Genomic DNA, 26,277 nt, shown 5'->3' with positions numbered 1-26,277 from the left:
GGCGTTTAAATAGGTATTACGTAAAATAAACGAGGAGAAGTCCCGTCATAAACGGGACTCTCAATACTAGGTATGAGATTTTATGTAATTTACTACATCTCCTACAGCATTAATTTTCTCCGCATCTTCATCGGAAATTTCTAAATCAAATTCATCTTCTAATTCCATCACCAATTCTACTACATCGAGAGAATCAGCGCCTAAGTCATCTTTAAACGATGCTTCAAGGGTAACTTCTGCTTCGTCAACCCCTAGGCGATCGATAATTATACGTTTTACACGATCCAATACGTCGGACATCCGGTTCACCTCCTCTTTGGTATTATAATCAACTTTTGAGCAAATTACCATAGCAAGCCATGGATTACATATACATGCCACCATCTACATGGATCGTTTGACCCGTCATATAAGATGAATCCGCGGATGCTAAAAAGCGTACAACCTTAGCAACTTCCTCAGGTTTACCCAGTTTAGCAAGCGGAATTTGACCTAACATTTGGCCTTTAATATCCTCTGGAAGCTTGTCCGTCATTTCTGTTTCAATAAAGCCTGGAGCAACAGCATTGACCGTAATATTACGTGATGCAAGCTCTCTTGCAGCGGCTTTTGTTAAACCAATAACGCCGGCCTTAGCAGCCACATAGTTGATCTGACCTGGATTCCCAAGCACACCAACCACTGAAGAAATATTAATAATACGTCCGTAGCGTTGTTTCATCATTGGACGAGTTACAGCCTTCACACAATTGAACACACCTTTGAGATTCGTCTGAATAACATCATCGAATTCTTCTTCTTTCATTCGCATAATTAGATTGTCACGAGTGATACCTGCATTATTCACTAGAATATCTATTTTACCAAATGACTCCAAAGATTGCTTAATCATGTCTTCTGTTTCTGCCATTGACGCAACATTCGCACGAATTGAGATTGCTTTGCGTCCCATAGCTGTAATTGCTTCTACCACTTCTGTGGCAGCTGTTTCATTACCTGCATAGTTGACGACAACATCAGCACCTGCTTCAGCTAATTGGAGTGCAATCGCACGACCAATACCTCGCGAAGCACCTGTCACTAATGCAACTTGTCCTGTAAGCATATTTATCACCTCCAAAACCCAATAACTTCGTTCGTATTATACCTCGGCTGGAACCTCAAAGCTAGCGATAGCTTCAAGCGAGCCTATAGATACAATTTTAAGTGAACGATCTACTTTCTTGATTAGTCCAGCAAGCACGGAACCAGAGCCTAACTCAATGAATGTGTCAACGCCTTGGCTTACTAGATAATTCACTGTATCTTCCCAGAGTACTGGGGAATATACCTGCTGTACTAAGAGGTCTTTGATCTCGTTAGGTGCAGTTACAGGCCCTGCTGTTACATTAGCGATAACGGGGACTGTTGCCTCATGCATAGTCACAGTATCAAGTACGGTACCTAGCTTGTCCGCTGCTGGTTTCATCAGCGATGAATGGAATGGTCCACTGACTTCGAGCGGAATCACTCGCTTCGCGCCAATCTCCTTAGCACGTGCTGCGATTTCGCTAATACCTTCCTTGGAGCCGGATACAACAATCTGACCGGGACAATTCACGTTAGCTAGCTCAACAAGACCTGTACTCGCAGTAATAGCAGCACAATGCTCTGCAAGCACCTCACGCTCAGCACCAAGCACTGCCGCCATTGCGCCCTGCCCACCAGACACAGCAGCTTCCATGAACTCACCACGTGCCCGTACTGTACGAACAGCATCTTCAAAGCCCAAAACGCCCGAAGCGACAAGCGCACTATATTCGCCAAGGCTATGCCCAGCGACATAATCTGGTTTGATGCCACGCGCCTTAAAAGCTTCAAGACATGCAACGCTCATCGTAAGTAGTGCAGGTTGTGTATTGTAAGTTATCTTCAATTCTTCTTCAGGTCCTTGGAACATAAGTTCCGATAGCTTGAAGCCTAGTGCTTCATCAGCCTTGTCGAACAAAATTTTCGCATCAGCATGTGCCTCATATAAATCTTTACCCATGCCCACAGATTGCGAACCTTGTCCAGGAAATACAAAAGCAATTTTACCCATATTATGTTCATTCTCCTTCCTGCGATTACCTTAATTCACCGCAAGGGTGTGATATTCCTGCAAATCATAATCAAAAACAGTTAAAAGATAAAATGAAGTTTAAGGCCAAATTGATTTAATCGTATGACCTTGATCAGCTATATTACCAAATTAAAGTTGACGCAGCCCATGTTAACCCGCCACCAAAGCCAACAAAAACTAGACAATTGCCTTCCTTAACACGTCCCTGCTCTACAGCTTCAGCAAGTGCAACAGGAATAGATGCAGCCGACATATTACCATATTTATCTAGGTTTAACATACACTTATCCATTGTTAAATTAAGACGATTGAGTGAGGATTGAATAATCCGTTGATTCGCTTGATGAGGAATCAGAAGATCGATCTCATCTTTGGAAATTCCAGCTTTATCAAGCGCTTCCTCTGCTGCATTACCCATGATTCGGACAGCAAACTTGAATACTTCGCTACCCTCCATATAAATATAGTGTTGGCGGCCGTCAAGAGTCTCATCCGATGATGGATTTCTAGAGCCACCAGCTGCAACTTTAAGCAAGGGTCCTCCTGTACCATCCGAACCAAGTACAAATGAACGAAAGCCACGATGTTGATCTACAGGCCCAAGTATAGCTGCTCCTGCGCCATCACCGAATAAGATACAGGTATTACGATCTGTGTAATCCGTTATTTTGGATAAACAATCCGCACCAATGACAAGTACATAACGATATGCACCAGAAGCGATAAAATTAACACCAGTGTTCAGAGCAAAAATAAATCCAGAACAAGCTGCCGAAATATCAAATGCCGCAGCTCTTGATGCACCTAACTTTTCTTGCAAAATACAAGCCGTTGATGGGAATGCCATATCAGGTGTTACCGTTGCTACGATTATGAGATCAATCAGATCAGCAGTAATTCCCGCGTTCTCTATAGCTTCCAGTGCAGCATGGTAAGCAAGATCGGATGTCGCTTGTTCGGAAGACACAATACGACGTTCACGAATTCCTGTCCGCGAAACGATCCATTCATCATTCGTATCAACCATTGCTTCAAGATCATGGTTCGTTAATATTCGTTCAGGCACGTATTTACCTGTGCCGATAATACCTACCGAGCTGCTATTCATCTTAGATTAATCACTTCCCGTTGTTGAATTCCTTGGCAATCGATTCGAGTAAATTATTCTGAAGTGCAGTTCTAGCTTGACGGACTCCATTCTTAATCGCTTTCGCATCCGAAGAGCCATGACTCTTAAGCACAAGTCCATTCGTACCTAGAAGTGGAGCGGCACCATGTTCTTTATAATCAAATTTCTTGAACTGGGAAAGTCCCGGTTTCATTATAAGGGCTGCCATCTTCGTCATGAACGAACGTTTAAATTCTGTCTTCAGCATACCTATCAGAGTGCCCGCAGCACCTTCTAATGTTTTGAGTAGAATATTACCCGCGAAGCCATCACATACAATGACATCACATTCCGTCTTCAAAATATCCCTTGCTTCGACATTGCCGACAAAATTAACAGGTGCTTGTTCTAATAAGGGATAAGCTTGCTTCGTTAGTTCATTCCCTTTGGAGCTCTCTGTTCCAACATTGAGTAGTCCAATTTTGGGATTTTGGATGCCGTGAACCTTATTGCGATAAATGCTACCCATAATCGCATATTGCATCAATTGATCTGGAGTAGCATCCATGTTAGCACCAAGATCAAGTGCAAGCACACCACGGCCATCTAGAGTTGGAATGATAGGTGCAAGTGCAGGTCGTTCAATGCCAGGAATACGTCCAACTACAAGTAAACCAGTAGCAAGTAATGCACCACTGTTACCAGCTGAGATCATAGCATCAGCTTGACCTTCTCGAACAAGCCTACCTGCAACAACCATGGACGAATCTTTCTTGCGGCGTACAGCCTTAACTGGCTCATCATCTGACCCAATAACCTCTGAAGCGTGATGAATCCGCAAATTAGAGGGTAAGGAACCTACTAGACTCTCAAGCCTTGACTGATCACCCACTAAAATAATTTCCATATCTGGCCATTCCTGGGCAGCAGAAATTGCACCTTCAACAATTGCCTTTGGAGCGTGATCTCCACCCATCGCGTCTATCGCAATCCGCATTCAACATTCTCCCTTCATATCCATACAATCAATAGAATCATATCAAACACCCTATTCATTAGCCACCACTAACTGGTGGAATGACGGCAACAATATCTCCTCTTCTAACTTCACGATCATCCTCTGCATAAGCTTCATTCACAGCAATCATCACACGATCTGATTCATCGATACCGTATTTATCATTCAAATAGGATCGTATTTGTTCTACCGACATGACTTCTTGTTCTATTATCGTGTCACTTACACCTGCTTTATCCTTTACATGTGCAAAGAACATCACTTTAATCATCTTGATCCCTCAATTTCCGGTTTACCATTTGGGTATGGATTTCGTTCAAGCTGATCTCCAACCCAAGAGTCCCCATCTTCCCAATGCTCTTTTTTCCAAATCGGTACGATCTCTTTAATTTGTTCAATTGCATAGCGATTCGCTTCATACGCATCTGCTCGGTGAGGAGTCGATACTGCAATCACAACTGCTATATCACTAATTTGCAATTTCCCAATTCGATGATGAATCGCTGTGATTGTATGAGGCCAGCGCTTACTAATTTCCTCACCAATCTGTCTAAGCGATCGCTCAGCCATTTCGATATAAGCTTCATACTCTAAAAACAACGTCTTTCTACCATATGTAAGCTCTCGGACTGTTCCTATAAAGGTAAGTACAGCTCCACTATTAGGATGGATTACCTTATTCGTAATTTGGTCCATGGATAGAGGTTCAGACGTTATACGATAAAACTCATTCCCTTCCATATTCCTCTCCTATCCTACGTCGTATGCATTAGCCACCAATATACGACATTTCGATCTTGGTTATAAGAAAAACCGTTATCTGACCTAAGACAGAATCACGGTTTGCGGAATTCACAGAAGTGCTGAAACGGCTACAAACTACTGCTGCATCGACTTCTTAGAATGGAAAATAATAAATCGTCCTTCAAACACAATTTCTTCACCAATATATGTAAACACTTCAACCTTCGCTTTACCTCTTGAAATAGAGCGGACATAGGCTTTCGCCACACATTTCTCCCCTAGTTTAACCGGGCGGATAAACCGAATATTTGCAGAAGCAGTCAGTGCAATCGCATCATCGATTACAGCTACAGCAAGCGAGTTTGCTTGAGAGAATATATGATGTCCACGTGCAATTTTGTTCCGTGAAAATACATGTTCTTCTTTCATTTCAAAAATAGATATGCCGCTATTATCAAGTTGTAGATCAATAACCTCTCCAATTACTTCATGAATGGACAAGGTTCGAACCTGATCATCATATGATAATTCAGCCATCTGCTTAATACGTTCTCTTAGCTCAGGAATACCAAGCTCTAGACGATCAAGACGAATCGTTTGAATGCTCACATGAAATTTCTGCATCAATTCTTCATCCGTCATAAAAGGATTATTGGTTATCGCTTTATTAAGCTCTTGTTGACGTTCACGTTTGGGTAGGCGCTCTTTCATCTGCAACACCTTTCTCCTAAAGCTTTCACTTTCATTAGGAACTTTTATTACCTGGTACTATTTGTGTAGTATATTAAATTTCCAGCAAAAAAGAAAGGTTTTTAATAGAAAATGCCATAAAAAATAGCACACCATCAAAATGATGATGTGCCATTCTCTTTTATTAAGCCTTGATAATTTCTCTTCCTTTGTATGAACCGCAGTTTTTGCATACGCGATGAGAAATCTTCAACTCTCCGCATTGTTCGCACTTAACCATTCCTGGTACTGCTAGTTTAAAGTGAGTACGGCGCATATCGCGACGAGTTTTGGATGTTCTTCTTTGTGGTACTGCCATGTTCCCACCTCCTTACCAAAATTCACATTACTTTATTGTTCTAGTTCTCATGTGGAAACTACACAACAACCTTGTTCAGATGGCTGTATTTCCTAAAATGAATCAGAGCTGATCTAACAGGAGTCTCGTTAGAAACTCTGAGTGAATAAGAATTATAGTTCAACGATCCTATTTTCTAGTATTCACTTTCATAACTGTGTTCACTTAAAAAAGTCAGCTAGTCCCGCAAGCCGCGGATCAATTGTGTCAGTATTGCAATCGCATTGTTCTTCATTGCGGTTCACACCACATGACGGGCAAATACCTTTGCAGTCTATTTCACAAAGCGGCGTGTAAGGCAAAGCAACTAACACATTCTCTTCCAAGTAAGGCCTTAAATCGATTTTCTCCGAGGTAACTAGATGAAACATTTCATCCTCGTTATCACGGATCGTTTCAGGTAACTGTGTGAAAAACTCCTGAATAGGAATCACTAACGTTTCGTGAACTGGCTTAAGACATCTGGAACAGCTTTGGGTAATCTGTACTTTCAGAACGCCTTCCACCTCTGCCACACCTGCCGAAAACCGAGCTTGTAGATCGACATCGACTGGACCAAACGAGAGAACGTCTTGACCGCTATTACTACGGATTTCTGAGGAGAATTCGAATGGATTCGTTAAACGAATCGCTTCGCCTCCTGCAGCTAATTCTTTTAGACTTAATTGCATGATGATCACTCCAAACAAACAAAAATAATTATATCGATACTTTCATCCTTTTGTCAACATGCCAAGCACCAAAAAAGTAATTTAGTTCAACTATTTAGCAGATAAAGTCGCTAAATACGTTAATGCATCGTCCATTGTACTAACAGGTACAATTTTCATTTTGGTGCCAATTTGTTTAGCACGCTTTACCGCATCTGAGTAGTTTGTGTATCTGGCGCCACTCTCTGTCGTATAATCTGCAGGAGCGAAGAAAATTTCAGCTCCCTCTCGGTCTGCGGCAACTATTTTGTGCTGTATACCGCCAATTGCACCGACTTGACCCTTAGGCGTTATCGTTCCTGTACCAGCAATTCGGTAACCCTTCGTAATATCCTCTTGAACCAGTTGATTGAATATCTCTAAGGAGAACATTAGGCCAGCAGATGGTCCACCAATCGCACCAACATTTACATTAACTTCCATATTCGGATCTTCAGGTTTAATCGATTGTAAATCAGCAGGGTTTAGTATCCCTAATCCAACTCGGCCCGTATCTTTACCATCGTTATCTTTGAGAGAAGATAATTTCAGTTCAGATGTGAGCGTCTTGTCTCCACGTAAATACGTTATTGTGACCGTATCACCTGGTTTATTCTTTGACAGTCGTTCCTGTAATTCGCTTGTACTTGTAATCGGTGTGTCATCTAGTTTAACAATAGTATCCCCAGACTTCAAGACATCTGCCGCTAATGTTCCCTCAACAAATCGAAGCACCATTACACCATCGCCAGAAATCTTATAAGGAATCTTCGCATGAAGATATGCCGCTTGAATCGCGTCGCTCTGAGATGATTTCATCACATAGACCTGGCGCTGTGTGTATTCATTCTGAGATTCTCCTGGCTGATAAGCAGCTTCTTTCAAACCAACCTCATGATAAGGATGAACCATCGCGATTAAATAAGTTGCGATACGTGCATTCTCAGCACGAACTGTCGTTAGCATGAAGGTTCCTTTCTCATCAGACGCTCCTGCAGCTCCTTCATGAAGGACAACCATCGGTTTGATTTCTTCAGCCGAGCCTGGCTTATAAATATAATACGGCAAAGGCACTAAAAACAATACACACGCGATAATAAGACCAATTAGTACCGATGTAGCAATTCGGCGATTACGATTATCAGTACGCAAACCAGGCAACTTATTATCTTGATCCGGATCGTCCGAATACTCCCGTTTAACCATCTGCGGTCACTCCTCTACTGTAACTAACTTGTACCCTCTTTATTAGTTATATAGAATTTATCCATTTTGACAACTAAATTCTTTATGACTAAACATAAGAATTGATGCGTAGACATTAACATACAGACCTTGTCCTATAGGAGTGATTACCTATGTTCCCTCCAACTGTCAAACAAAAGACTTATGCACGTCATGCAACACTCGTGCTTGCTCTTACAGCAATCGGTTTCGTCATAACAATGATCATGTTCCCCGATCAATCTTTCCGTTCATCACTTCAAGGAATTACGGTGTGGTGGAAATTCGTGTTTCCAGCACTCCTTCCTTTCTTTATTATAACCGAATTAGCGATAGGATTCGGTATCGTCCACGCAATTGGTACAATTCTTGAACCGTTAATGCGACTCTGCTACCGATTGCCTGGTATTAGTGGCTGGGCACTTGCTTCTGGAAGCATTGGGGGATTCCCCACGGGAGCTAAAGCAACCGCTGAACTCCGTAAACAAGAGCTTCTAACAAGGCGTCAAGGAGAGCAACTCCTTGCCATCTCTCAGCTCGCATCACCAGGTCTAATCATGACCGTGATTGCTGCTGCTTTTCTTGGTAATCCGGCACTTGGTATGTATCTCGCAGTCATTCACTATGCTTCTGGCTTATCGATCGGGTTACTATGGCGCAGTAGCCCAAGAAGTCGCCAGAGAGATTCAAGTGACACACAGGAGCAACAAGCCATACAAGCTGCACAAGTTACTAAAACTACAAAAGCTGCACATACAAAAGCCTTACAAGCCAAAAGCGATTATCAGCCACTTGAACCATTGAAAGTAATGAAAGCAGCACAGCTTAAGGATGGGCGAACATTCGGTAAATTGCTAGGCGATGCAGTAAGTAATTCAGTTGGAGGGCTTATGGTCGTTGGTGGTTACATTGTGATGTTCTCCGTTATTCTAAACGTCATTACAATGACAGGGATCACTGAAGGATTAAGCACCATGATGTCTACAATCGTTCCAGGAGCCACCGGCGATACCATAAGCAGGCTTATCCGCCCCATGCTGATTGGCTTCTTAGAGCCGCATCTGGGAGCTTACGCATGGAGCATCGAAACTAGCCTGCCTGTCATGTGGCAGGCTGCAGGAATTGCCGCCCTGCTCGGCTGGGGCGGCCTGTCCACGCACGCACAAGTACGTGCGTTAACGCAAGAGACGGACCTACGATACGGTCCGTTCGTTCGTGCTCGCCTGCTGCATAGCGTGCTGGCGGCATTACTTACGGTCGTCCTATGGCGACCGTATATAGCGCTGGGCCTAGGTGCTATCCAGCCCAGCTTTCTACACGCGGCCACGGACACTGCCGCGTACCAAAATGCCACAGCCTACGGGCTGTGGCCGCTCATGCAGCCCATGCTGGCAGGGCTCGCCCTGCTGCTCGCCGCCTTCGGCTGCATAGCCTTACTCATCCGCGCCATTCAAGCCGCGCGGCACCACTAATTCGCAGGAGACAACATCACTCCTTCGGAAACTTAAGAGCTAATGCTCGCTCAACCTCTATTGGAACAAAATCAACCACAGGTCCATGAAACTTCGCAATATCTCGTACAATGGATGAACTAAGGTATGAGTACATGGGTGTTGACGTCATAAAGAACGTCTCCACCTCACTATTCAATTTACGATTCGTCAAAGCCATTTGCATCTCATATTCAAAATCAGAAACCGCTCGCAAGCCACGAACAACAACATTCGCTTTCTTTTGCTGCATGTAATTGACAAGTAAATCTCTGAACCAGTCAACCTCTACGTTGGGCATATCCTTTGTCGTCTGTCTGAGCAATTCCATCCGTTCTTCAAGTGTAAATAGTGGATTCTTACTCGTGTTATTAAGCACTACTACGATTACCTTATCAAAAACCTTCGCTGCGCGCTGAATAAGATCCAAATGCCCATTCGTTACTGGGTCAAAGCTTCCAGGATATACTGCGGTTCGCATGTTGAATTCGGCTTGTGTCATATTGATTCACTCCTCAACATTTCCCTTATAAGTATAGATTGTCACTGCAGTATCGCCATAGTCAACCCTTCGATCACAAATACAATGACCTAGCAGATCATCAAGCCGATCCTTTGCATCATGTTCGACTAAAATAGTTGCCATTGGTTCGAGTAAATCATAATCCTCTAACTTATTGATTAGTTCTCCAATCAACTTCATCCGGTACGGAGGATCAAGAAATACAAGTTGAAATTTCACGTCTCCACGTTTACTCAGTACTTTGAGCGCTCTAGCAGCATCGTTCCGATATACCTCTGCTTGCTCACGTAATCGAGTTGCCTCTAAATTATGTAGCACCGTATCTAAGCTCTTTTTTTCGATATCGATAAAAATACACTTATCCATACCCCGACTAAGCGCTTCAATTCCAAGCCCACCTGTACCAGCAAATAAATCAAGTGCATTTCCACCCTCATAGTACGGGCCAATCATAGAGAAAATAGCTTCCTTCACTTTATCCGTCGTCGGACGTGTGCTCATACCTGGCACAGCCTTGAGCGGTCTACCTTTTGCCTTACCTGATATCACTCTCATTACGTAAGATGTCACCTATTCCATAGTAATCTCGTTATCATCGTACCACATCAAGTATTTTTTTTGCAAAATGGAGTATATTTCCCCCCGTTCAGGTTAATCCTGTAATTATCGACATCAATAATGTCGTAGACAACCGCGGAGAAGACTTACGTTTCCCCATAAGCTCTTCGTCCGGTTTCTCCTCTCCCATGAAGGGCGTCGCGTGAGCGGCGTCCGATTAATTATGTCTAAGATGTAAAGTGACCCTTTGGTTTGCAGGATCCTCGACGTTTCGTGTAGGCAGCCTGTGCAGTCTCAGCTGTGTATATCTCACCGTATAAGCAATCATGTATATGATAAAGCCTTGGAATGATCCACGGCTTATACTAGTTTTATTACATTTTTATCTATGGATAAATAGGGATTGACAAATAATCAAAAAAGAACATAATTAACATATGAATACATGCTCATATGTTAAATCGATAGATTATGAGTGACACTAATTACGAAAGGAGATCATTGATATGGCACATCATCATACGCACGACCATCATGGACACGATCATGGACATAGTCATCTTGGACATCATCACCACCATGATACGCGGGAAGGTAACAAGAAAGGTTTATTATTTGCGCTAATAATTACATCTGGCATTATGTTCTTAGAATTTTTTGGAGGGTTATTCACAGGGAGTCTTGCCCTATTATCTGATAGTGGACATATGTTAAGTGATGCGGTTTCACTACTTCTGAGTTTAATTGCGATGTGGTTTGCAACGAAGGCAGCATCACCTAATAAAACGTATGGTTTTTATCGGTTTGAGATACTAGCGGCATTATTTAACGGGGTTACGTTGTTCATTATCGCTGGTTTTATTGTATGGGAAGCAATCGGTCGCTTCTCAGACCCACCAACTGTAGCTAGTGGTTCCATGATGCTGATTGCTCTTGTAGGATTGTTAGCTAATATACTTAGTGCATGGTCCTTGATGAGAAAAGGTGATGTTAAAGGAAACGTGAACTTACGTAGTGCTTACTTACACGTCATTGGTGATGCGCTTGGATCTGTTGGAGCAATTATCGCTGGACTCTTGATGTATTTCTTTAATTGGTATGTTGCAGATCCTATCATCAGCGTGCTTGTTGCATTGCTTATTCTTAAGAGTGCTTGGGGTGTTATCACGCATGCGATACATGTTCTTATGGAAGGAACTCCGATTACAATTGACCAAGACAAAGTAAAACAAGTTTTATCCAAAATAAAAGGTGTAATTAATGTTCATGACTTACATATTTGGACGATAACCTCAGGCCTCGATTCGCTTAGCTGTCATTTACTCATTGAAGACAGCGCGGATAGTCAGGAAATTTTACAGCAAGCCATCCATTTGATTGAACAACAGTTCAAGATTGAGCATACAACGATTCAAATTGAAACTGCCCGAATTGCTCATAACTCATTAATCGTGTAACCTCCCTCTTTAATCTCATATTTTGACAAAAATTCCGTCTGGTTCAGTGCCTTACGGTTTTTTTGTATGCTTTTGACTGTAAATGACGTTATCTTATTTTCATTTATTACCAAAGACCCATTTTTTGTAATAATTGAAACTTATTAGAATTCATTGCGTCAAAGAAATCAGACAATACAAATTCACTAATAGGAGGTTTTTATGAAAAAGAAAATTAGTATTTTGCTGCTTGCTGTGCTGATGTTCGTTAGCATTATGCCAGCAGCTATGGCGAAAACACTTACATTCTGGGATGTCAAGGATAATCACTGGGCCTCAGAAGCCATTAATGAAATGGCTAGAAGAGGTATTATATCCGGGTATAGCGACGGCTCTTTTAGACCGAATGATCCTGTAACACGCGCTGAGTTCGCTAAGATAATGATCGCAGCTGCTGGTGTTAAGATGGAGAATAACAATAATCTGAAGCAGACCTTTCAAGACGTAGGTCGCAACCACTGGGCATTCACTTATGTAGAGCATGCGAAGCCTTACCTGACTGGTTATCAATCCGGCTCAACTTTCAGCTACAAACCAAATGAGAATGCTGTTCGTGAGGATATTGCAGTAGCACTTGTTCGATTATTAAAATACGATACATCCAAAACCGCTGATTTTAACATTCTCAATAACTTCCGTGACCGTGATGAAATCTCAACTAACTTACGCGAGTTCATTGCTACTGCTGTTGCAACCAAGCTGATTAGCGGCTATGACGACCGTACCTTCAGACCTCAGGCTCAGTTAACTCGTGCTGAAGCAGCATCCTTGATTTATCGAACTAAATTCGACGATGAAACCAAAGTTGTATTTCCTCCAGACAAGGTAACACCACCGACTAATCCCAAGTCATATACCATCACAGATGACTTCAGCGACAGCAAGCTTAAGAAGTGGGATCTGGATGGAGCATTCGCCAATTGGAAAGTCTATAGTAAACGTGTAACAGCAAGTTCTAAAGATAGCGATCTAGATCATTATCTTCTGCCAATTAAGTGGGAAGAGAATAAAAATGTCAAACAATATGAGCTCGAAGTCAGCGTTCAGCCAGATGGAACAGATGGACTTGGAGGACTGTTCTTTAACGGGGATAATAACGGAGCAGACCTTGTCTATGTAGATCATGATTCCATCCATATTCGTCATATGAAAAGCGCAACAAAGTCTGCAACAGATGAGATTACGAGCATTGATTACGACTTAAAATCCGAGAACAAACTTAAAATAATCGTCATAGATAAAGCTCTATACCTCTTCATCAATGATCAGAATATTTATAGTAATCCTAACTATTCCCCAACAGGTCTTAAGATGGGATTATATTTAAATGAAAATGCTTCAGATGATCTAGAAGATCAAGCTACTTGGTTTGATAATTTCTCCTTTAAATATGTGAAGTAAGACAGTATGAAACAAAGACCGTCATGACCTTATAAGGTGCTTGACGGTCTTTCGTATTGTAGAGGGTTCAATTACTCATTTTGTTGAAGAAAATGATTTATTTGCTTGATGTGATGCTGATCATGACTTACAAAATCGGGTATGTATTCATTAATTTGAAACGGATGCCCTTCTCCGTCTGGATAAACAGTAGTATAAGCTTCTTCTGGAATTAGTTCTAAATCATGAATGATATGACTACGATGTTGTACTAACTCATCGATTAGTTGTTCCTTCATTCTCGTAGATGCATACTCAATTGCTCCTTGATTAAAAGCTTCAAAATTCATATGTTTTAATGTCAAAGGCTCATTAATAGCTATTTGGTGTACAGCTTCATTGTAAAAATATTGATCCCATAATGCGATATGACTAATAATATCCCGAATGGCCCACTTACCCTCACTGATTGGCAGTATCCACTGCTTTGCATCCAATTGACGCAGGCTTTCAGCAAACGAAATAATTCCTTTCATATCCGCAATAAGATCCAGCTTATTCCCCTTATTTACCATAACAAATCCTCCTAAATAATCATCTTCTTCTTAAGGCGATACTTGCTCCTGTAACTACTGCTAAACAGATTCCTATTCTTAAGACAGCAAAAATCGTTATACATACTCAACTGATGATCGGTCAAAATCGAGACATAGAGAATCGAGAGATATCATGTGAGGTGTGTCCTGAAACCGTTAGTTGCTGTAATATTTCACCCACTACACTTGCGAATTTGAACCCATGACCCGAGAAACCACCTGCTATAATCACGGTAGCAAATTCAGGATGCTGCTGGATAATAAAGTCTTCATCCTGTGTAGTTTCATATTTACATACACTCCCTCGCTTGAGCGTAATAGAAGCTGAAGGCATATAGCGCCTAACAAAGTTTCTAAGGTCATTGTCGTCTTCCTCATAGGTACCAAATGGTGCTAGAGGTTCATCTGGGTCTATTGTCTGCCCGGTATCATGTCTGCCAACTTTAATGCCTTCACCGTTTATACTAGGAAAACCATAGTATTCACTTCCATCTGATTCGTGAGTAACGAAGCCAGGGAATCGATCAGCTGCAAACAAATGCTCATCTGCATTGAACCAAGCTACTGTCTTACGAGTTGGTGTAACAGGGATTTGCAGTGAAGGAAGTAGCTTACGGATTGAAGCTCCTGTTGTCACAATACATTTGTGCGCATGATACGTATCTTGCTCAGTTTCAACAACTACTCCAGTCTGAGTCGGATGGATTGCTTTCACTCTAGTATGCTTGAGAAGTATTGCTCCCCTAGCTAAAGCTTGCTGTTTATATGCACCAACACATGTTTCACTAAACAATATGCCTGCGCTAGTCTCTAAGCATCCAATTGCATCTTCTGGTACCAATAAGCCAGGCCACTGCTTCTGAAGCTCTTCAGCAGCTAATGAATGAATAGGGATGTTGTAAGCGTGTGCGCTATCAAGCTTTCTCTGAACTGCAGTTGTACCCACTCGGCCAATACTGAGCACACCTGTCTGACTAAATAGATTTGCTCCTGTCGCATCTTCTAGCTCACGACATAATTCATGTGCTCGTAGCGCTAGCGGAACATATGTTCGACTTTCACCATAAGCATGTCTAATTAATCTTGTATCTCCATGATGGCTGCCATTTGTATGAGGTGGATCATAAGCATCAATCATAAGCGTACGAATACCTTGCGCTGCTAATTGTGCACCTGCACTCATTCCCATTGCACCTGCTCCAACGACGATAACATCGTATGTTGTAGGCATGATACCCCCCCTTCATCTATTTAATGGAATTGGTAATCAGTTCAATCGTCCCTTAAAGGGTGTGTGCCCTAATTAACGAAATAACTTTGTTTAAATTCCCCTGTGAATTGTATGTAGTCATTGCTTCTATGTAGGTATGTCTGTTGTTATAGAGTTTATCAAGTGAAGCTAAGAGAATATCTTTATCTAGATTGTTATCAGAGAGAACTTCGCAATAGCCTGCCTGAACGAAGGATTCAGCATTTAGAATCTGCTCACCCCGACTGACCTCTTTAGAGAGTGGGATTAATAGCATCGGCTTCCGAACAGATACAAACTCAAATATAGAATTTGATCCAGCACGAGAAACGACAATATCCGTAATCGCAATAAGATCCGCTAGTTCTTGATTTACATACTCATATTGCCGATAACCATTTGAAACAATGGTATTATCAATCTGTCCTTTACCACAAATATGAATGATTTGGAACCGTTCAAGCAATACATCCAAATTCGATCTGATGGCATGATTTATGCTTTGAGATCCTAGACTTCCTCCCATAATCAGTACTACTGGTTTACCAGGTAGTAATTGACTGAAGCGATACCCATTGAGTCGATTACCGAGTCCTATTTCCTCCCGTACAATTGCGCCAACATATTCAACCTTATCACTCTCAAGTTGTTGTTTGGTTTCCGGGAATGTGACACAGAGCTTTGTAGCCAGGGGAATCGCAATTCGATTAGCTAATCCTGGTGTAAGATCCGATTCATGGATAATAACAGGGATTTTGTTCAACCACCCTGCAATAACGACTGGTACTGAAACAAATCCACCTTTGGAAAAAATCACTTGTGGCTTTATTTTCTTCATCAACCGGTATGCTTGAAAGCAGCCCTTAACTACCTTCAAAGGGTCCGTCAAATGGTTCCAATCCAAGTATCTTCTTAGCTTACCTGTTGATATCGCGTGATATTGAACTCCGTTCAATCTTGAAATAAGTTGATTTTCAATACCGTTGTGAGAGCCTATATAGTGGACTTCCCAATTCTCATTAAGAAAATGAGGGATTAAAGCTAAATTGACAGTCACATGACCAGCCGATCCACCGCCTGTGAAAATGATTGTTTGATTCATTCCGTCATCACCTTTAATTCGTGATTGCGAGCTAATTCTCCTGAATCAAATCTTACTTCAATTCAAGTAAGGATACTTTCCCGCTCAGCTTTGGTCATTTTTTTCACGACAAGCTCATACGAGTGATCAATTAAACCCTTGATCTCCTCAATAGCGAGGTTACCATCTAGGTCAACCGTGTTCCAATGCTGCTTATTCAAATGATACCCTGGTTTAATCTCGGGAAATTGCTCGCGAAGTCTTTCGGCACGTTCTGGGTCGCACTTCAAACTTACCTGTGAAGGTCCATCAACTTGAAGGATGGCGAACATCTTCGTCCCAACTTTCATTACAATCGTTTCCGGCCCAAAAGGATATGTTAAGCTTGTTCCACGCTTCGTCAGACAATAGTCGATACATTGTTGTTTAGTCATCTCTTATTCCACTCCAAAACATTTAATTAAAATCTATCTTCACTTCAATCTATTAAGCAATTCTTCATTAATTATCGAATACATCTTTACATTTTCATAAATACCTTTGGCAAATAAATGTTTATGTAACATGCCTTCATAAGTCATTCCGCACTTCTCCATAACCCTTGCAGATCCAAACTCATCTCCTGGTTCATTCACTATGTTTAGTTGGACTGAACAAGCTCAGTATTAGGGTCATTCCGGCAACAATAGTAAATAATAATTGACTGTTGTTGTCTTTAACAAGACTTCGATACATCTCAAAAAATGGTAAGCGAAAATAAAAAATTGCAATCGAATAGAAAAGCAGGATCAGACATGGAATACATACAAAAATAAACAAAGGTCTATTCAAGCTAAATCTCTTAGGAAGTCCATTTAATAATCCTAAATAGACCCCATAAATAAAATAGATAACGAAAGTTCCCCACAATTGATATGTTATGATAAATGTCCTGTTAGCTTCTTCTTTGACATAATCAAGCACCATATTTCCTAAATATAATACAACGATTGCTCCAACCAGCCAGCCCAAATAATACAAATAAGAATTATTCCTTATCATATTTTATTAACTCACCTACTTCTCAGAATGGAAATTGTAGATTTTTTCCACATACGGATATTTTATTTCAGCAATTTGATTATTACCTATCATTTCATATCCCTGATCGATCCCTGAATGCTGTAATATGAGCAACATGATGTTGACCATGCCATGCATACATCCCGAGCGCATATGCCAGATTCAATGTTATGTTATACCCCGGATGATAGAATACGCGCGCGTAGTCCTCACTACTCATGGATTTTAATAAAACGACCCATTTGGTATGCAAAGCCTCAAATAGTGCAATCGATAGACTGACATCGGTTTGGGAATCCGCAAGCTCTGCCCAACGTTCCTCGAGATATGGTTTGATCGTCGGATTATCTTCTGTCAGCGCAAGCTTAAAGCGAATAAAACAATTCATATGACTATCTGCAAGATGATGAACAACCTGTCTTATTGTCCATCCACCTTCGCGATAAGGAATATCAAGTTGGCTTTCACTTAATCCATTCACGGCTTCTCTAAGCTTCGTTGGTAGGTCTCCAATGGCTTGCGTCCACTTTTCAATTTGAATGACTGAAAGCTTTCCTTACTTAACTTTTCTGAGTTACTTTCGAATCTTTGATTATCCATTTGCCATTTTTGAAATATACAATGCCCTTCACTGTAACAGCACCATCCCCTGCTCTGTATTTAGAGCCTTGAAAAATAAAATCTTTAGTATCATTAGATACAAAATCAACTTTCTCAATCCAAAGAAGAACACCATTTAAAACCATTGTATCAGGGTTATATAAGCCTTTTTCTTTCAGATATTCATACGAAGCGTCCATTACTTTGACTTTATATTTCTCTTCAAAATAACTTAAAATTTTTTCTTTATCTTGTTCATTTAACTCTTGTTCATTCAACTCATCAAAATTACTCATATCAATAGCAATGAACTCTATATCACTACTTAATGCTTCATCTTTTTCCATTATGGAATCCAGCGCAATGCTGTAAATTTCTCCTATATGTTCTTTCGAGTTTATTTCATTACTACTACCACAAGAAGTTAATAATAGTAATGAAATAAATAACATAGAAAGATGTCTTATCTTCAACCTTAACACCACCTTAGTTGTATCAACTTAAAAAGTTTGGAATGTTTCGATAATATTAAACTGAATTGTCCCTTAACTTAGTAAACAAAAAATGTTTTTATTCAGTCATAAAATGTCATATGATTTTTTTGACTTTTATAATATTCCATCCTATCTTCTAAATTTCCTGTGTGAAATTCAAATTTATGACCATCCGGATCTGTAAAATAAACTGATCTTCGGTCTCTCTCATCTCGATCTCTTCCTGGTAGTATATTCACACCAAGCTCAATCAGGTCATGCTTCCTCCGCTCAAAATCCTCCTCTGGTACAGTGAATGCTATATGTGAATAAGATTGGTTCAGCTGATCCCTTGGAATATCCTCTTCGTTTAATGCCAGCCATAGCCCATTCAAATCAAAATAAGCAAGCTTTCTGCCGGTAACTAGTAACTTGGCGTCGAAAACTTGCTCATAAAAACGAATTGATTTCCCTAGATTTGAAACAGAGAAACATATATGATTAATCCCCATTAGCTGCAAAATCGTCCCCCTCTAATAATTGTTACTAACAATCATTTCTAATAATTAAGATAGCTGATCCTATTACCTGCTGTTACATTCATTCAGAATGTAATTCATATAGCCTAAAGCATCTTTTTTCCTTTGCCAGATTGAACGATACAGGGATTGTGATATGCCATTCCGATAATTCATACATTCCGTAATAATGCGATGCCATTTCTCAGGTACGACTCCAAGTGCGTATTCACCCGCTCTGAATTTCGTCGTAATCTGATTCTCACGGAATGTATAGAATAGGCGAGTAATCCCTAGAACTCCCCACTCAGCCACACCTCTATGACATAATAAACTTAATGATTTAAGCGATAGTGGTTGGCCTGATTGTTCAATCCAATTGCGCCAATAAGAATTCAAGTTCTGTTCCATATCTCGAATGAGCAATTCCCATTCCATGTCAATAGCCAGTTCACTAACTTCAGGTCCGAGTATCGTGATCCCGCAGGTTCGAAGCTCGTACCAAGTCACCCGATTTAATTCAAAGTATCCCGATTCATGCATCTTCCCTGCATGATAATAAGGGTAAGGCTTGATGTTCTCAAGCCTACCGATATCTTCCCATGTCAAATAAATTCCTTCTAATGGAGGTTTAGGATAACTCTTTTGCATCAATCGGTGGATTTCCACTATCTCTGCAAAGTCTGAGTGCTCTAACCTATGCTTGGATACAGCTATGAAATCGATATCACTCAACGATAAAGAGTAGTCACCATATGCGATAGAACCATAAATATAGAGTCCTTCGATAAGACCAGGTCTTCGTTCATTCAATAACTTCATATATTCACTGATGATTTGGTGGATTCTAGGATGAACAGGAATTGGATTCGGATGCATGTCTATTTCCTCCATTATTTCTGATCAATCAAATTGAGTGCTCCAGTTCAGTTCATTCGTTTCGTCACTACTATGAGTCTAGGCTCAATAAGGCACCGATTGCCCCACTATATTCACCATCGTCGACAATTGTTGGATGACCTTCTCGAAGAATTGTATAATCAGTTATCACTTTCTTTAGTGATTGATTGCCACTGAACGATGATCCGATATACACGATTGATGAAACCCCATATTGTGCTGCAGCTAGAACACTAGTCGTCGCTACAGTCTCACCCACTAATCCAATTACAGAAGCTAAATAATCAGCCACAGGGACATTCGCTGGAATCGTATTCATATTACCGAAATTACTTGCTGTTAAATCCCCTGATATCGGTGGTTCAGAACCTTCATAAATATGCTTTACCTTAAGGTCGAGCTCTTCCCGCTCCCCGCCTACTTCGGACAGTATGAATTCCCTATAATTATCTACTCCCGTTAGCAGTCGAGATAGTCCAAGCATAGTCCCACCGCCAACTCCCGTTCCACTAATACGTGAATGTTGATCACCATCTACATAATGGATAGAAGTTCCTGTACCGACATTTACAAGCACAAAAGGACCTGGAGTATGATCAACTTTGTGCAATAAATATTGAACACCTTTACATGTAGCTTCAAATTCTACCATGTGCTTCACTTCCATTGCGAGTAACTTCTGTAACTGCTCCGCCTTGCCACCCGTTATGCAAATCTCTGGCTTCTCAAGTGTTTCCTGCACCCATGTTACCGCTTGTGCTAGTTGATTGCTAGGTAGCTTAAGTAATTCAAGCTTCCCATTCAACATGTATGCAATTTTAATTAACGTTCCGCCCGCATCTATTCCAATCCGTATCGTGTTTGCCAAGATAATCCCCCTAAATCAATGCATCAATTTGACTTATAATAAACCCATAGTAGGCCTGCTCATGCGGAACAAAATCCGATCGACTAAGTTCAACTTCCCTCATCGTTATCTGATCCAGCATATACTCTTGTCCAGTTATGTAATCTAGATGTTCCCGAATAAACGAACGGAATTGATCCACCTCGATTTGAATAATGGATTCAACCTCATCTCCTTGTAGAACGAGATCCGCAATTTGACCTTTAAATTCATACAAGTAAACATGACTAAATTCTTTATCTACGATCTTATCCGTTATAATCACATTCGGAAATATACCAAGTGATGTAAGATCACCTATTGGGACATCAATGCCTAGTTCTTCTTTCAGTTCACGAACACCATCATCTGGTCCTTCCCCTGCCTCTAAATGACCTGCTGCTGTAATATCCAATTGACTAGGAAAGTCTTGTTTGTCTGCATGTCTTTTTTGAAACAAAATATAGTTTGTATTCTGAGCCCTGTATAGCAACCAACAATGAAATGTTTGGTGCCATAATCCCTCACGATGTACCTCATCACGGGGTTTAACACCAATAAGCTCCATTGCTGGGCTAAAAACATCTAATAATTCTTTAGCTGTCATCCTCTAATCCCTCTTCACTTCTTGATTTACATAAATTCGCAACCCTACTTATTCACTTAATGTAAGTCTAGTCTTCTGATAATACGCTTCAAGAACAGCATGTCCGCCTATTGGCAAGGTAATACGAGGCGAAGTATGTCCAAAATCCACATCAGCAATGACTGGAAGATGGTCTAGTTCTTTCTTAGATTTAATGATTTGCTTAAGTAAGCTTGGTGACATTTGAGATGCTTGCTGGAATCTCCCGATAACAATACCTTTCACTTGTTCAAATCCTGGTTGATGAATGATGGATTGCAGATCTCGATCAAAGGTATGAGGCAGCGCCTCACTATCATCTTCAAGGAACAGGATGGCATTTGTCAAACTAGGCATGTATTCAGTGCCATGCAATAGGTTAAAGGTACACTGATTCCCACCGATAATTGTGCCCTGAGCTTCACCCTCGTTGATCACATAAGGCCCTTCATTCGGTATATAAACTCGATTATCTTGGTCGATATACCAAGTGTCGTCACTCCAATGAGTCGGAGGCTCTATGGTAACAACCCCTTTATTCATCATCATTTTCTCGAAATATTCAAGTGTGTACTCGAGTCCATACTGCATACCGAAGGTAGAGTAATGGGGGCCAGAGTAACTAATTAAGCCTGTCTGCGCATAGATCGCATTATTCAAGGCTGTAATATCAGAGTATCCGCATAAGCGTTTGGGATTAGCAGCTATAACCGAATAATCAATATAACTTAACATTTGGTTACAATTGAATCCACCAATGGTCGTTAGAATTCCTTTGACGTTCGGATCAAGGAATGCTGCATGTAAATCCTCTACTCTAGAAGCAACTGAGGATGATATGAAATCATCAGATTCAAGTGCATTTTTACTATAAGATACCTTGAACCCAAGAGCCTCGAGTCTTTGTGTGGCTAACTCTCTCTGGTCAACTGCAATTAAGGACATACTTCTCGATGGCGATATAATCCGTATTTCGTCCCCTACTCGTAATTTATCTGCTCTCATATGTTTCTTCCTTTCTTATTGTACGGATAACCACGTATGCTCCCGTCTTGCTAACTTTAGTCCAAGATACATTAAACATCTCAATTGCACGTTCCATGTAACTGTTATCCTATGAACTTCGATATTTATAGTGCTTGAGCTGCACAACAATAATAATGCTGATAATTACCAAGAGAAACCAAGAACTGATTTTACCTAGATGGACAACTTGCCATGTCACCTGCTGATTCGGATACTTCCATGCTCCAAGGAAGGTTGAGATATTCTCAGCAACCCATATAAAGAAACCAATTAAGAAAAAAGATAGCATAACAGGCATCACAATACGTTGATCCGATACCATGAACCGAACTTTAGATTTTATGAAAACGATAAATAAACCAATGATAAGATAATAGCGAATATCATACATAAAGTGATGTGTAAAGAAATTCACATAAATCAAACAAGCCACAATGAGTGTCACATAAGGTTTGGGCCAATTCGTGAATTCTAGGTGAAATCTTCTCCAAGCCTGACATATATAGCTAGCTACACTTGCATACATGAAACCACTGTATAAGGGAACTCCCCATACCTTCGTCCACGCTTCCTCTGGATAAGACCATGAACCCATATTAACCTTATAGATCTCTAGTACTAACCCTATTAGATGAAAAAGTGTAATAACCTTCAGTTCATCCACGGTTTCGAGCTTAAAATACACAAGTAAGAATTGAGCCACTATGCATATGAGTAGTATGATATCGTATCTATCTAAGAAAGGTAAATGAATGAATTTCGATAAAGCTAGTGAAGCAAATATTACAACTGGAAAAATACAACACAGTGCTTGATTCCATCCAAAAATAAAAAGCAGCTTCAAATATTTCATATGGACTCCCTATGAGTTTAAAGCATACATGAATCAATTTAATGATTTCAATGAGTTATGAAATTGATTCACATAGCTATCAAATTAAAGTTCAGGTGGTTTGCGATGCTTCGTTGCTTGTTCAAAGCCATAGGCAAGCTTAATTAGCGTTGGTTCGCTATATGCTCTACCCGCGAAAGTAATCCCTATCGGTCCATTCGCTGTGTATCCTGCTGGTACTGTTAGAACAGGATATCCAGCTCGAGCAGCAAGATCCGTTCCCTCATCAAGTGGCAGCAGCAAGGCATCCAGCTCATAATGATCAAGGACATAATCTAGACCCTCAGTACGTGTAAACTGAATATCCCGATTTCTGGCATCCAAATAGATGGGTTCCGCTAAGGTTCCGCTTGTTTCTTCACACCACTCAAGAATGTCTTGTCCAACCTGTAAAGCGACCTTTTCATGCTTCTTATTAAATGCAATCAATTCCTGCAAAGAATGGACAGGTACATCTGTAGCTAACTGGGATAAATAAGCATTTAAGCCCGCTTTGAACTCATGTCTCATGACTTCAACATCCATTTTGACTCCTTCATGTGGAATCGAGATCGAATCAACAATCGTTACACCCTTATTACGTAATACCGCTATCGCTTCTTCGACAATCACTAAACTCTCTTTATCTATTAGATTGTAATAGAATCTTGGAATCCCAATTCTAGCCTTCTCCAGAAAGCTTGCATCTAAAAACTTTGTATAATCCGTATGCGACTGACCCTCACTTGATTGAGTCACTTCATCCTTGTTATCAACTCCGGTTAATAAGCCAAGCAATAGAGCTGTATCGGCTACCGTCCTAGTCATAGGACCAGGTGAATCCTGACTTGCGCTAATCGGAATAATGCCAGAACGACTAACTAAACCAACTGTTGGCTTCAAACCGACAAGTGAATTCTGAATCGCGGGATTAATGATTGAACCTGAAGTTTCTGTTCCAATCGCAGCGGCGGCTAGATTAGCTGCAATCGCTGCACCAGAGCCTGAGCTTGATCCGCCTACATCTAGGCTTCTTTTACCATATGGATTAAGAACTTGACCACCTCTAGAGCTGTATCCCGATTTCATTGTAGTTGACATGAAGTTTGCCCATTCTGTCATATTCGTCTTGCCTAGCAGGACGGCTCCTGCTTTACGCAACTGTGCAGCAACAAACGAATCTTCCGCTGCATACGAATTTGCCAGTGCCACTGAGCCAGCACTTGTATGCATGAGATCAGCCGTATCGATATTATCTTTTAATAAAATAGGAATGCCGTGTAAAGGGCTACGAACCCCTTCCTTCTTACGCTCAACATCTAATTTCCTTGCAATCTCAAGTGCTTCTGGATTTAATTCCAGGATTGCATTGATCATAGGGTCTACTTTATGTATTCGATCCAAATATACTTGAACAAGCTGTTCTGACGTCAGTTCTCCACGTTCCATAGCAGATTGCATCATGGCAATATCCACTTCTATGATCCACTCTTCAATTCGATTCATCATATCAATCATGTCTCCTTGTTTAATAACTGTTCAAAATACTATACGTACCCAATAGTTAACAGAGCCTTTCTATGGATACATTAACCAATAATGTTCATTATATCAAAAAATCCGAACAGGTGATGGGTTTCCATCATCCTGAACGGATTTTTTGATCAATACGGTGTATCTATAGTTTGAGCCGAATCCTTATTCTAACCTTTTCTATTTATGTGTATGATAACCCTGTTCACCATATGGTTGCAACTTATCTAGCCACATTTGTTCAAGAAGCGCTAATTCTTCTTTAACTTGCTTCAGCTGTTGACGATCCAAGACCCTATCTTCTTTGGGCTTTAGCTGATCCAAAATCTCAAATGAAAATTGATCTGATCCAAGTTCTTTCCAATCCTGTTGTAGCTCTTTGTTCGAATGATTACCCATATCCAGCATAAACTTTTCTCTATTCATCATTCCATCTAGATTCACACTACTAATAAGAAGCCTTTTGCCATTCTGCTTATTTTGAATTTGCATAATACCCATGGGCTTCGTCTTCTCCATGTATGCAGCTACCATATCTTTTCTTTTCTGATGATCCATTATTATTACCTTCCTTCTGTATATACAAGTACCTATAATTTAACCCAGTATTTACTTCCATCCGCATGCCGATCCATGAAACCATAATCAATAAAATACCGCCTTATGGTAACAAAATCAGGAAATACGGTTTTGATGATTTCATTCACTTCTTTTTCCGTATATTGCTTATTTATATCAAATTTCTTAATGAGATGACGCATAATCACAATTTTACGTTTCTCTTTCTTTGGAAACTCCGATAATGGACCATCGAGACCACTTTTAAAATAATCTCGCAAAATTTTATCATTCTCAGCTTCTGTAATATCATATCGCTGATCAATCATAGTTGCCTTGCGATGAATCGGAATCAATTTATTCGGGCTCTTCGTTCTCTCTTCGACGAGTTCCATGATAGAAAGAAACACCTTTGCTTGCTTCATTTTCTCTCTTAATGTAAAACGATGATTCCGAATGGTTGATGCACTGCCTCCATCCAATTCTTTCACAATTTCATTATCATTTAAGCCCTCATAGAAAAAAGCGATTAAATTGCGTTGAAGCTCTGTTAACCCTGTAAGCTTCTTATCCATACTGATTAGATAATCGAACATGGAAATGTGTTGATCCACGATGTGCAATCGAACGAACTTTTCTGCTTCATATAAGACTCCATCCTTCGTGTACACAATACCTTTCTCATAACGCTCACCACAAGCCAAACAAACATACGTTTCTTCTGAAGCTACATAAACATAGCCTTGTTTCATTTCTGCTATAGATGCATTCCAAAAAAGCTCGGAAATTTCACTCATACTAAACGCTCCTTCAATATATCTATCTTATATATAAACATAATATATCAACATCTACGAAAAATCAACATCCCGAGATTAGAT

Annotated in this window: 32 protein-coding genes; 3 read left to right on the top strand and 29 right to left on the bottom strand. The window is 40.5% G+C overall.

From position 1 onward, the window contains the following. Positions 1 to 66: 66 nt before the first annotated feature. The 11 genes from AC1DOK_RS05390 to AC1DOK_RS05340 form a co-directional block, all read right to left on the bottom strand. Entirely contained in the window at positions 67 to 300 is a 234-nt protein-coding gene (locus tag AC1DOK_RS05390; RefSeq protein WP_477553217.1) for an acyl carrier protein, read from the bottom strand. 64 nt (positions 301 to 364) lie between these two features. Beyond that, the gene (fabG, locus tag AC1DOK_RS05385) at positions 365 to 1,105 is read right to left on the bottom strand and encodes a 3-oxoacyl-[acyl-carrier-protein] reductase (RefSeq protein WP_477553216.1); all 741 of its coding nucleotides are present in this window, start codon (positions 1,103 to 1,105) and stop codon (positions 365 to 367) included. Positions 1,106 to 1,141: 36 nt separating this feature from the next. Then, positions 1,142 to 2,080 (bottom strand): ACP S-malonyltransferase, encoded by a 939-nt coding sequence (gene fabD, locus AC1DOK_RS05380; protein WP_477553215.1) that lies wholly within the window; start codon positions 2,078 to 2,080, stop codon positions 1,142 to 1,144. Between the two features lie 142 nt (positions 2,081 to 2,222). Then, positions 2,223 to 3,209, bottom strand: a complete 987-nt coding sequence (locus tag AC1DOK_RS05375) for a beta-ketoacyl-ACP synthase III (RefSeq protein WP_477553214.1) — start codon at positions 3,207 to 3,209, stop codon at positions 2,223 to 2,225. A gap of 10 nt (positions 3,210 to 3,219) precedes the next feature. Continuing rightward, positions 3,220 to 4,206 carry a phosphate acyltransferase PlsX gene (plsX, locus tag AC1DOK_RS05370; RefSeq protein WP_477553213.1) on the bottom strand — a complete coding sequence of 329 codons (987 nt, stop codon included), beginning with the start codon at positions 4,204 to 4,206 and terminating at the stop codon, positions 3,220 to 3,222. Between the two features lie 58 nt (positions 4,207 to 4,264). Continuing rightward, positions 4,265 to 4,498: a molybdopterin converting factor subunit 1 gene (gene moaD, locus AC1DOK_RS05365; protein ID WP_477553212.1), complete on the bottom strand. Its 234-nt coding sequence runs from the start codon at positions 4,496 to 4,498 to the stop codon at positions 4,265 to 4,267. After that, positions 4,495 to 4,968 carry a molybdenum cofactor biosynthesis protein MoaE gene (locus AC1DOK_RS05360; RefSeq protein WP_477553211.1) on the bottom strand — a complete coding sequence of 158 codons (474 nt, stop codon included), beginning with the start codon at positions 4,966 to 4,968 and terminating at the stop codon, positions 4,495 to 4,497. The genes moaD and AC1DOK_RS05360 overlap by 4 nt, the downstream gene beginning before the upstream one ends. A 138-nt stretch (positions 4,969 to 5,106) precedes the next feature. Continuing rightward, positions 5,107 to 5,682, bottom strand: a complete 576-nt coding sequence (gene fapR, locus AC1DOK_RS05355) for a transcription factor FapR (RefSeq protein WP_477553210.1) — start codon at positions 5,680 to 5,682, stop codon at positions 5,107 to 5,109. A 163-nt stretch (positions 5,683 to 5,845) separates the two neighbouring features. Further along, positions 5,846 to 6,019 (bottom strand): 50S ribosomal protein L32, encoded by a 174-nt coding sequence (gene rpmF, locus AC1DOK_RS05350; protein ID WP_477553209.1) that lies wholly within the window; start codon positions 6,017 to 6,019, stop codon positions 5,846 to 5,848. A gap of 200 nt (positions 6,020 to 6,219) precedes the next feature. Then, the gene (locus AC1DOK_RS05345) at positions 6,220 to 6,729 is read right to left on the bottom strand and encodes a YceD family protein (RefSeq protein ID WP_477553208.1); all 510 of its coding nucleotides are present in this window, start codon (positions 6,727 to 6,729) and stop codon (positions 6,220 to 6,222) included. Positions 6,730 to 6,819: 90 nt separating this feature from the next. Beyond that, positions 6,820 to 7,953: a SepM family pheromone-processing serine protease gene (locus AC1DOK_RS05340; RefSeq protein WP_477553207.1), complete on the bottom strand. Its 1,134-nt coding sequence runs from the start codon at positions 7,951 to 7,953 to the stop codon at positions 6,820 to 6,822. 152 nt (positions 7,954 to 8,105) lie between these two features. Here AC1DOK_RS05340 and AC1DOK_RS05335 point away from each other — a divergent pair, with 152 nt between their 5' ends. Then, complete coding sequence (locus tag AC1DOK_RS05335) at positions 8,106 to 9,443, top strand: nucleoside recognition domain-containing protein (RefSeq protein ID WP_477553206.1); 1,338 nt, start codon at positions 8,106 to 8,108, stop codon at positions 9,441 to 9,443. A gap of 16 nt (positions 9,444 to 9,459) precedes the next feature. Here AC1DOK_RS05335 and coaD read toward each other — a convergent pair whose 3' ends face one another. Together coaD and rsmD are read right to left on the bottom strand one after the other, a co-directional pair. Next, the gene (gene coaD, locus AC1DOK_RS05330) at positions 9,460 to 9,963 is read right to left on the bottom strand and encodes a pantetheine-phosphate adenylyltransferase (protein WP_477553205.1); all 504 of its coding nucleotides are present in this window, start codon (positions 9,961 to 9,963) and stop codon (positions 9,460 to 9,462) included. A gap of 6 nt (positions 9,964 to 9,969) precedes the next feature. Further along, complete coding sequence (gene rsmD / locus AC1DOK_RS05325; protein WP_477553204.1) at positions 9,970 to 10,539, bottom strand: 16S rRNA (guanine(966)-N(2))-methyltransferase RsmD; 570 nt, start codon at positions 10,537 to 10,539, stop codon at positions 9,970 to 9,972. 509 nt (positions 10,540 to 11,048) lie between these two features. Here rsmD and AC1DOK_RS05320 point away from each other — a divergent pair. Then, on the top strand, positions 11,049 to 11,999 hold the full coding sequence (locus AC1DOK_RS05320) for a cation diffusion facilitator family transporter (protein WP_477553203.1): 951 nt from the start codon (positions 11,049 to 11,051) through the stop codon (positions 11,997 to 11,999). 201 nt (positions 12,000 to 12,200) lie between these two features. Next, positions 12,201 to 13,439, top strand: coding sequence for an S-layer homology domain-containing protein (locus AC1DOK_RS05315; protein WP_477553202.1), 1,239 nt, complete (start codon positions 12,201 to 12,203; stop codon positions 13,437 to 13,439). A 71-nt stretch (positions 13,440 to 13,510) separates the two neighbouring features. On the opposite strand, the gene AC1DOK_RS05310 is transcribed toward AC1DOK_RS05315, so the two are convergent. The 16 genes from AC1DOK_RS05310 to AC1DOK_RS05235 all read right to left on the bottom strand — a co-directional run bounded on the left by AC1DOK_RS05310 (position 13,511) and on the right by AC1DOK_RS05235 (position 26,193). After that, positions 13,511 to 13,993 carry a DinB family protein gene (locus AC1DOK_RS05310; protein ID WP_477553201.1) on the bottom strand — a complete coding sequence of 161 codons (483 nt, stop codon included), beginning with the start codon at positions 13,991 to 13,993 and terminating at the stop codon, positions 13,511 to 13,513. 121 nt (positions 13,994 to 14,114) lie between these two features. Further along, complete coding sequence (solA, locus tag AC1DOK_RS05305) at positions 14,115 to 15,245, bottom strand: N-methyl-L-tryptophan oxidase (protein WP_477553200.1); 1,131 nt, start codon at positions 15,243 to 15,245, stop codon at positions 14,115 to 14,117. A gap of 52 nt (positions 15,246 to 15,297) precedes the next feature. Next, positions 15,298 to 16,365: an undecaprenyldiphospho-muramoylpentapeptide beta-N-acetylglucosaminyltransferase gene (locus AC1DOK_RS05300; RefSeq protein WP_477553199.1), complete on the bottom strand. Its 1,068-nt coding sequence runs from the start codon at positions 16,363 to 16,365 to the stop codon at positions 15,298 to 15,300. 62 nt (positions 16,366 to 16,427) lie between these two features. Beyond that, entirely contained in the window at positions 16,428 to 16,778 is a 351-nt protein-coding gene (locus tag AC1DOK_RS05295; protein WP_477553198.1) for an MmcQ/YjbR family DNA-binding protein, read from the bottom strand. Positions 16,779 to 16,971: 193 nt separating this feature from the next. Then, a complete protein-coding gene (locus AC1DOK_RS05290; protein ID WP_477553197.1) occupies positions 16,972 to 17,385 on the bottom strand; it encodes a hypothetical protein in 414 nt (137 codons plus the stop codon). A gap of 94 nt (positions 17,386 to 17,479) precedes the next feature. Further along, positions 17,480 to 17,947, bottom strand: a complete 468-nt coding sequence (locus AC1DOK_RS05285; protein ID WP_477553429.1) for a YfiT family bacillithiol transferase — start codon at positions 17,945 to 17,947, stop codon at positions 17,480 to 17,482. A 19-nt stretch (positions 17,948 to 17,966) separates the two neighbouring features. Beyond that, positions 17,967 to 18,479 (bottom strand): peptide ABC transporter substrate-binding protein, encoded by a 513-nt coding sequence (locus AC1DOK_RS05280; RefSeq protein ID WP_477553196.1) that lies wholly within the window; start codon positions 18,477 to 18,479, stop codon positions 17,967 to 17,969. Positions 18,480 to 18,580: 101 nt separating this feature from the next. Further along, the gene (fosB, locus tag AC1DOK_RS05275) at positions 18,581 to 18,991 is read right to left on the bottom strand and encodes a metallothiol transferase FosB (protein ID WP_477553428.1); all 411 of its coding nucleotides are present in this window, start codon (positions 18,989 to 18,991) and stop codon (positions 18,581 to 18,583) included. A 72-nt stretch (positions 18,992 to 19,063) separates the two neighbouring features. Further along, positions 19,064 to 19,876 (bottom strand): nucleotidyltransferase domain-containing protein, encoded by an 813-nt coding sequence (locus AC1DOK_RS05270; RefSeq protein WP_477553195.1) that lies wholly within the window; start codon positions 19,874 to 19,876, stop codon positions 19,064 to 19,066. Between the two features lie 70 nt (positions 19,877 to 19,946). Next, a complete protein-coding gene (coaW, locus tag AC1DOK_RS05265; protein WP_477553194.1) occupies positions 19,947 to 20,765 on the bottom strand; it encodes a type II pantothenate kinase in 819 nt (272 codons plus the stop codon). 10 nt (positions 20,766 to 20,775) lie between these two features. After that, positions 20,776 to 21,390 (bottom strand): NUDIX hydrolase, encoded by a 615-nt coding sequence (locus tag AC1DOK_RS05260; RefSeq protein WP_477553193.1) that lies wholly within the window; start codon positions 21,388 to 21,390, stop codon positions 20,776 to 20,778. A gap of 48 nt (positions 21,391 to 21,438) precedes the next feature. After that, positions 21,439 to 22,413 (bottom strand): S66 family peptidase, encoded by a 975-nt coding sequence (locus AC1DOK_RS05255; protein ID WP_477553192.1) that lies wholly within the window; start codon positions 22,411 to 22,413, stop codon positions 21,439 to 21,441. A 109-nt stretch (positions 22,414 to 22,522) separates the two neighbouring features. Further along, positions 22,523 to 23,287, bottom strand: a complete 765-nt coding sequence (locus AC1DOK_RS05250) for a DUF817 domain-containing protein (protein WP_477553191.1) — start codon at positions 23,285 to 23,287, stop codon at positions 22,523 to 22,525. A gap of 84 nt (positions 23,288 to 23,371) precedes the next feature. Continuing rightward, positions 23,372 to 24,814: an amidase family protein gene (locus AC1DOK_RS05245; RefSeq protein ID WP_477553190.1), complete on the bottom strand. Its 1,443-nt coding sequence runs from the start codon at positions 24,812 to 24,814 to the stop codon at positions 23,372 to 23,374. A 204-nt stretch (positions 24,815 to 25,018) separates the two neighbouring features. Further along, positions 25,019 to 25,396, bottom strand: a complete 378-nt coding sequence (locus AC1DOK_RS05240; RefSeq protein WP_477553189.1) for a GIY-YIG nuclease family protein — start codon at positions 25,394 to 25,396, stop codon at positions 25,019 to 25,021. A 32-nt stretch (positions 25,397 to 25,428) separates the two neighbouring features. Beyond that, positions 25,429 to 26,193 (bottom strand): DUF2087 domain-containing protein, encoded by a 765-nt coding sequence (locus AC1DOK_RS05235; protein ID WP_477553188.1) that lies wholly within the window; start codon positions 26,191 to 26,193, stop codon positions 25,429 to 25,431. Positions 26,194 to 26,277 lie beyond the last annotated feature (84 nt).

This window comes from Paenibacillus sp. P5_B5 (assembly GCF_056400365.1).
The sequence above is the reverse complement of the archived record's forward strand: the minus strand, read 5'-3'. Positions and strand labels throughout refer to the sequence as shown.

Excerpts from the sequence above, each read along its gene's own strand:
- AC1DOK_RS05390 (WP_477553217.1), bottom strand. The coding sequence starts at position 300 with ATGTCCGACGTATTGGATCGTGTAAAACGTATAATTATCGATCGCCTA.
- fabG (WP_477553216.1), bottom strand. The coding sequence starts at position 1,105 with ATGCTTACAGGACAAGTTGCATTAGTGACAGGTGCTTCGCGAGGTATT.
- fabD (WP_477553215.1), bottom strand. The coding sequence starts at position 2,080 with ATGGGTAAAATTGCTTTTGTATTTCCTGGACAAGGTTCGCAATCTGTG.
- AC1DOK_RS05375 (WP_477553214.1), bottom strand. The coding sequence starts at position 3,209 with ATGAATAGCAGCTCGGTAGGTATTATCGGCACAGGTAAATACGTGCCT.
- plsX (WP_477553213.1), bottom strand. The coding sequence starts at position 4,206 with ATGCGGATTGCGATAGACGCGATGGGTGGAGATCACGCTCCAAAGGCA.
- moaD (WP_477553212.1), bottom strand. The coding sequence starts at position 4,498 with ATGATTAAAGTGATGTTCTTTGCACATGTAAAGGATAAAGCAGGTGTA.
- AC1DOK_RS05360 (WP_477553211.1), bottom strand. The coding sequence starts at position 4,968 with ATGGAAGGGAATGAGTTTTATCGTATAACGTCTGAACCTCTATCCATG.
- fapR (WP_477553210.1), bottom strand. The coding sequence starts at position 5,682 with ATGAAAGAGCGCCTACCCAAACGTGAACGTCAACAAGAGCTTAATAAA.
- rpmF (WP_477553209.1), bottom strand. The coding sequence starts at position 6,019 with ATGGCAGTACCACAAAGAAGAACATCCAAAACTCGTCGCGATATGCGC.
- AC1DOK_RS05345 (WP_477553208.1), bottom strand. The coding sequence starts at position 6,729 with ATGCAATTAAGTCTAAAAGAATTAGCTGCAGGAGGCGAAGCGATTCGT.
- AC1DOK_RS05340 (WP_477553207.1), bottom strand. The coding sequence starts at position 7,953 with ATGGTTAAACGGGAGTATTCGGACGATCCGGATCAAGATAATAAGTTG.
- AC1DOK_RS05335 (WP_477553206.1), top strand. The coding sequence starts at position 8,106 with ATGTTCCCTCCAACTGTCAAACAAAAGACTTATGCACGTCATGCAACA.
- coaD (WP_477553205.1), bottom strand. The coding sequence starts at position 9,963 with ATGACACAAGCCGAATTCAACATGCGAACCGCAGTATATCCTGGAAGC.
- rsmD (WP_477553204.1), bottom strand. The coding sequence starts at position 10,539 with ATGAGAGTGATATCAGGTAAGGCAAAAGGTAGACCGCTCAAGGCTGTG.
- AC1DOK_RS05320 (WP_477553203.1), top strand. The coding sequence starts at position 11,049 with ATGGCACATCATCATACGCACGACCATCATGGACACGATCATGGACAT.
- AC1DOK_RS05315 (WP_477553202.1), top strand. The coding sequence starts at position 12,201 with ATGAAAAAGAAAATTAGTATTTTGCTGCTTGCTGTGCTGATGTTCGTT.
- AC1DOK_RS05310 (WP_477553201.1), bottom strand. The coding sequence starts at position 13,993 with ATGGTAAATAAGGGGAATAAGCTGGATCTTATTGCGGATATGAAAGGA.
- solA (WP_477553200.1), bottom strand. The coding sequence starts at position 15,245 with ATGCCTACAACATACGATGTTATCGTCGTTGGAGCAGGTGCAATGGGA.
- AC1DOK_RS05300 (WP_477553199.1), bottom strand. The coding sequence starts at position 16,365 with ATGAATCAAACAATCATTTTCACAGGCGGTGGATCGGCTGGTCATGTG.
- AC1DOK_RS05295 (WP_477553198.1), bottom strand. The coding sequence starts at position 16,778 with ATGACTAAACAACAATGTATCGACTATTGTCTGACGAAGCGTGGAACA.
- AC1DOK_RS05290 (WP_477553197.1), bottom strand. The coding sequence starts at position 17,385 with ATGATAAGGAATAATTCTTATTTGTATTATTTGGGCTGGCTGGTTGGA.
- fosB (WP_477553428.1), bottom strand. The coding sequence starts at position 18,991 with ATGGGGATTAATCATATATGTTTCTCTGTTTCAAATCTAGGGAAATCA.
- AC1DOK_RS05270 (WP_477553195.1), bottom strand. The coding sequence starts at position 19,876 with ATGCATCCGAATCCAATTCCTGTTCATCCTAGAATCCACCAAATCATC.
- AC1DOK_RS05260 (WP_477553193.1), bottom strand. The coding sequence starts at position 21,390 with ATGACAGCTAAAGAATTATTAGATGTTTTTAGCCCAGCAATGGAGCTT.
- AC1DOK_RS05255 (WP_477553192.1), bottom strand. The coding sequence starts at position 22,413 with ATGAGAGCAGATAAATTACGAGTAGGGGACGAAATACGGATTATATCG.
- AC1DOK_RS05250 (WP_477553191.1), bottom strand. The coding sequence starts at position 23,287 with ATGAAATATTTGAAGCTGCTTTTTATTTTTGGATGGAATCAAGCACTG.
- AC1DOK_RS05245 (WP_477553190.1), bottom strand. The coding sequence starts at position 24,814 with ATGATGAATCGAATTGAAGAGTGGATCATAGAAGTGGATATTGCCATG.
- AC1DOK_RS05240 (WP_477553189.1), bottom strand. The coding sequence starts at position 25,396 with ATGGATCATCAGAAAAGAAAAGATATGGTAGCTGCATACATGGAGAAG.
- AC1DOK_RS05235 (WP_477553188.1), bottom strand. The coding sequence starts at position 26,193 with ATGAGTGAAATTTCCGAGCTTTTTTGGAATGCATCTATAGCAGAAATG.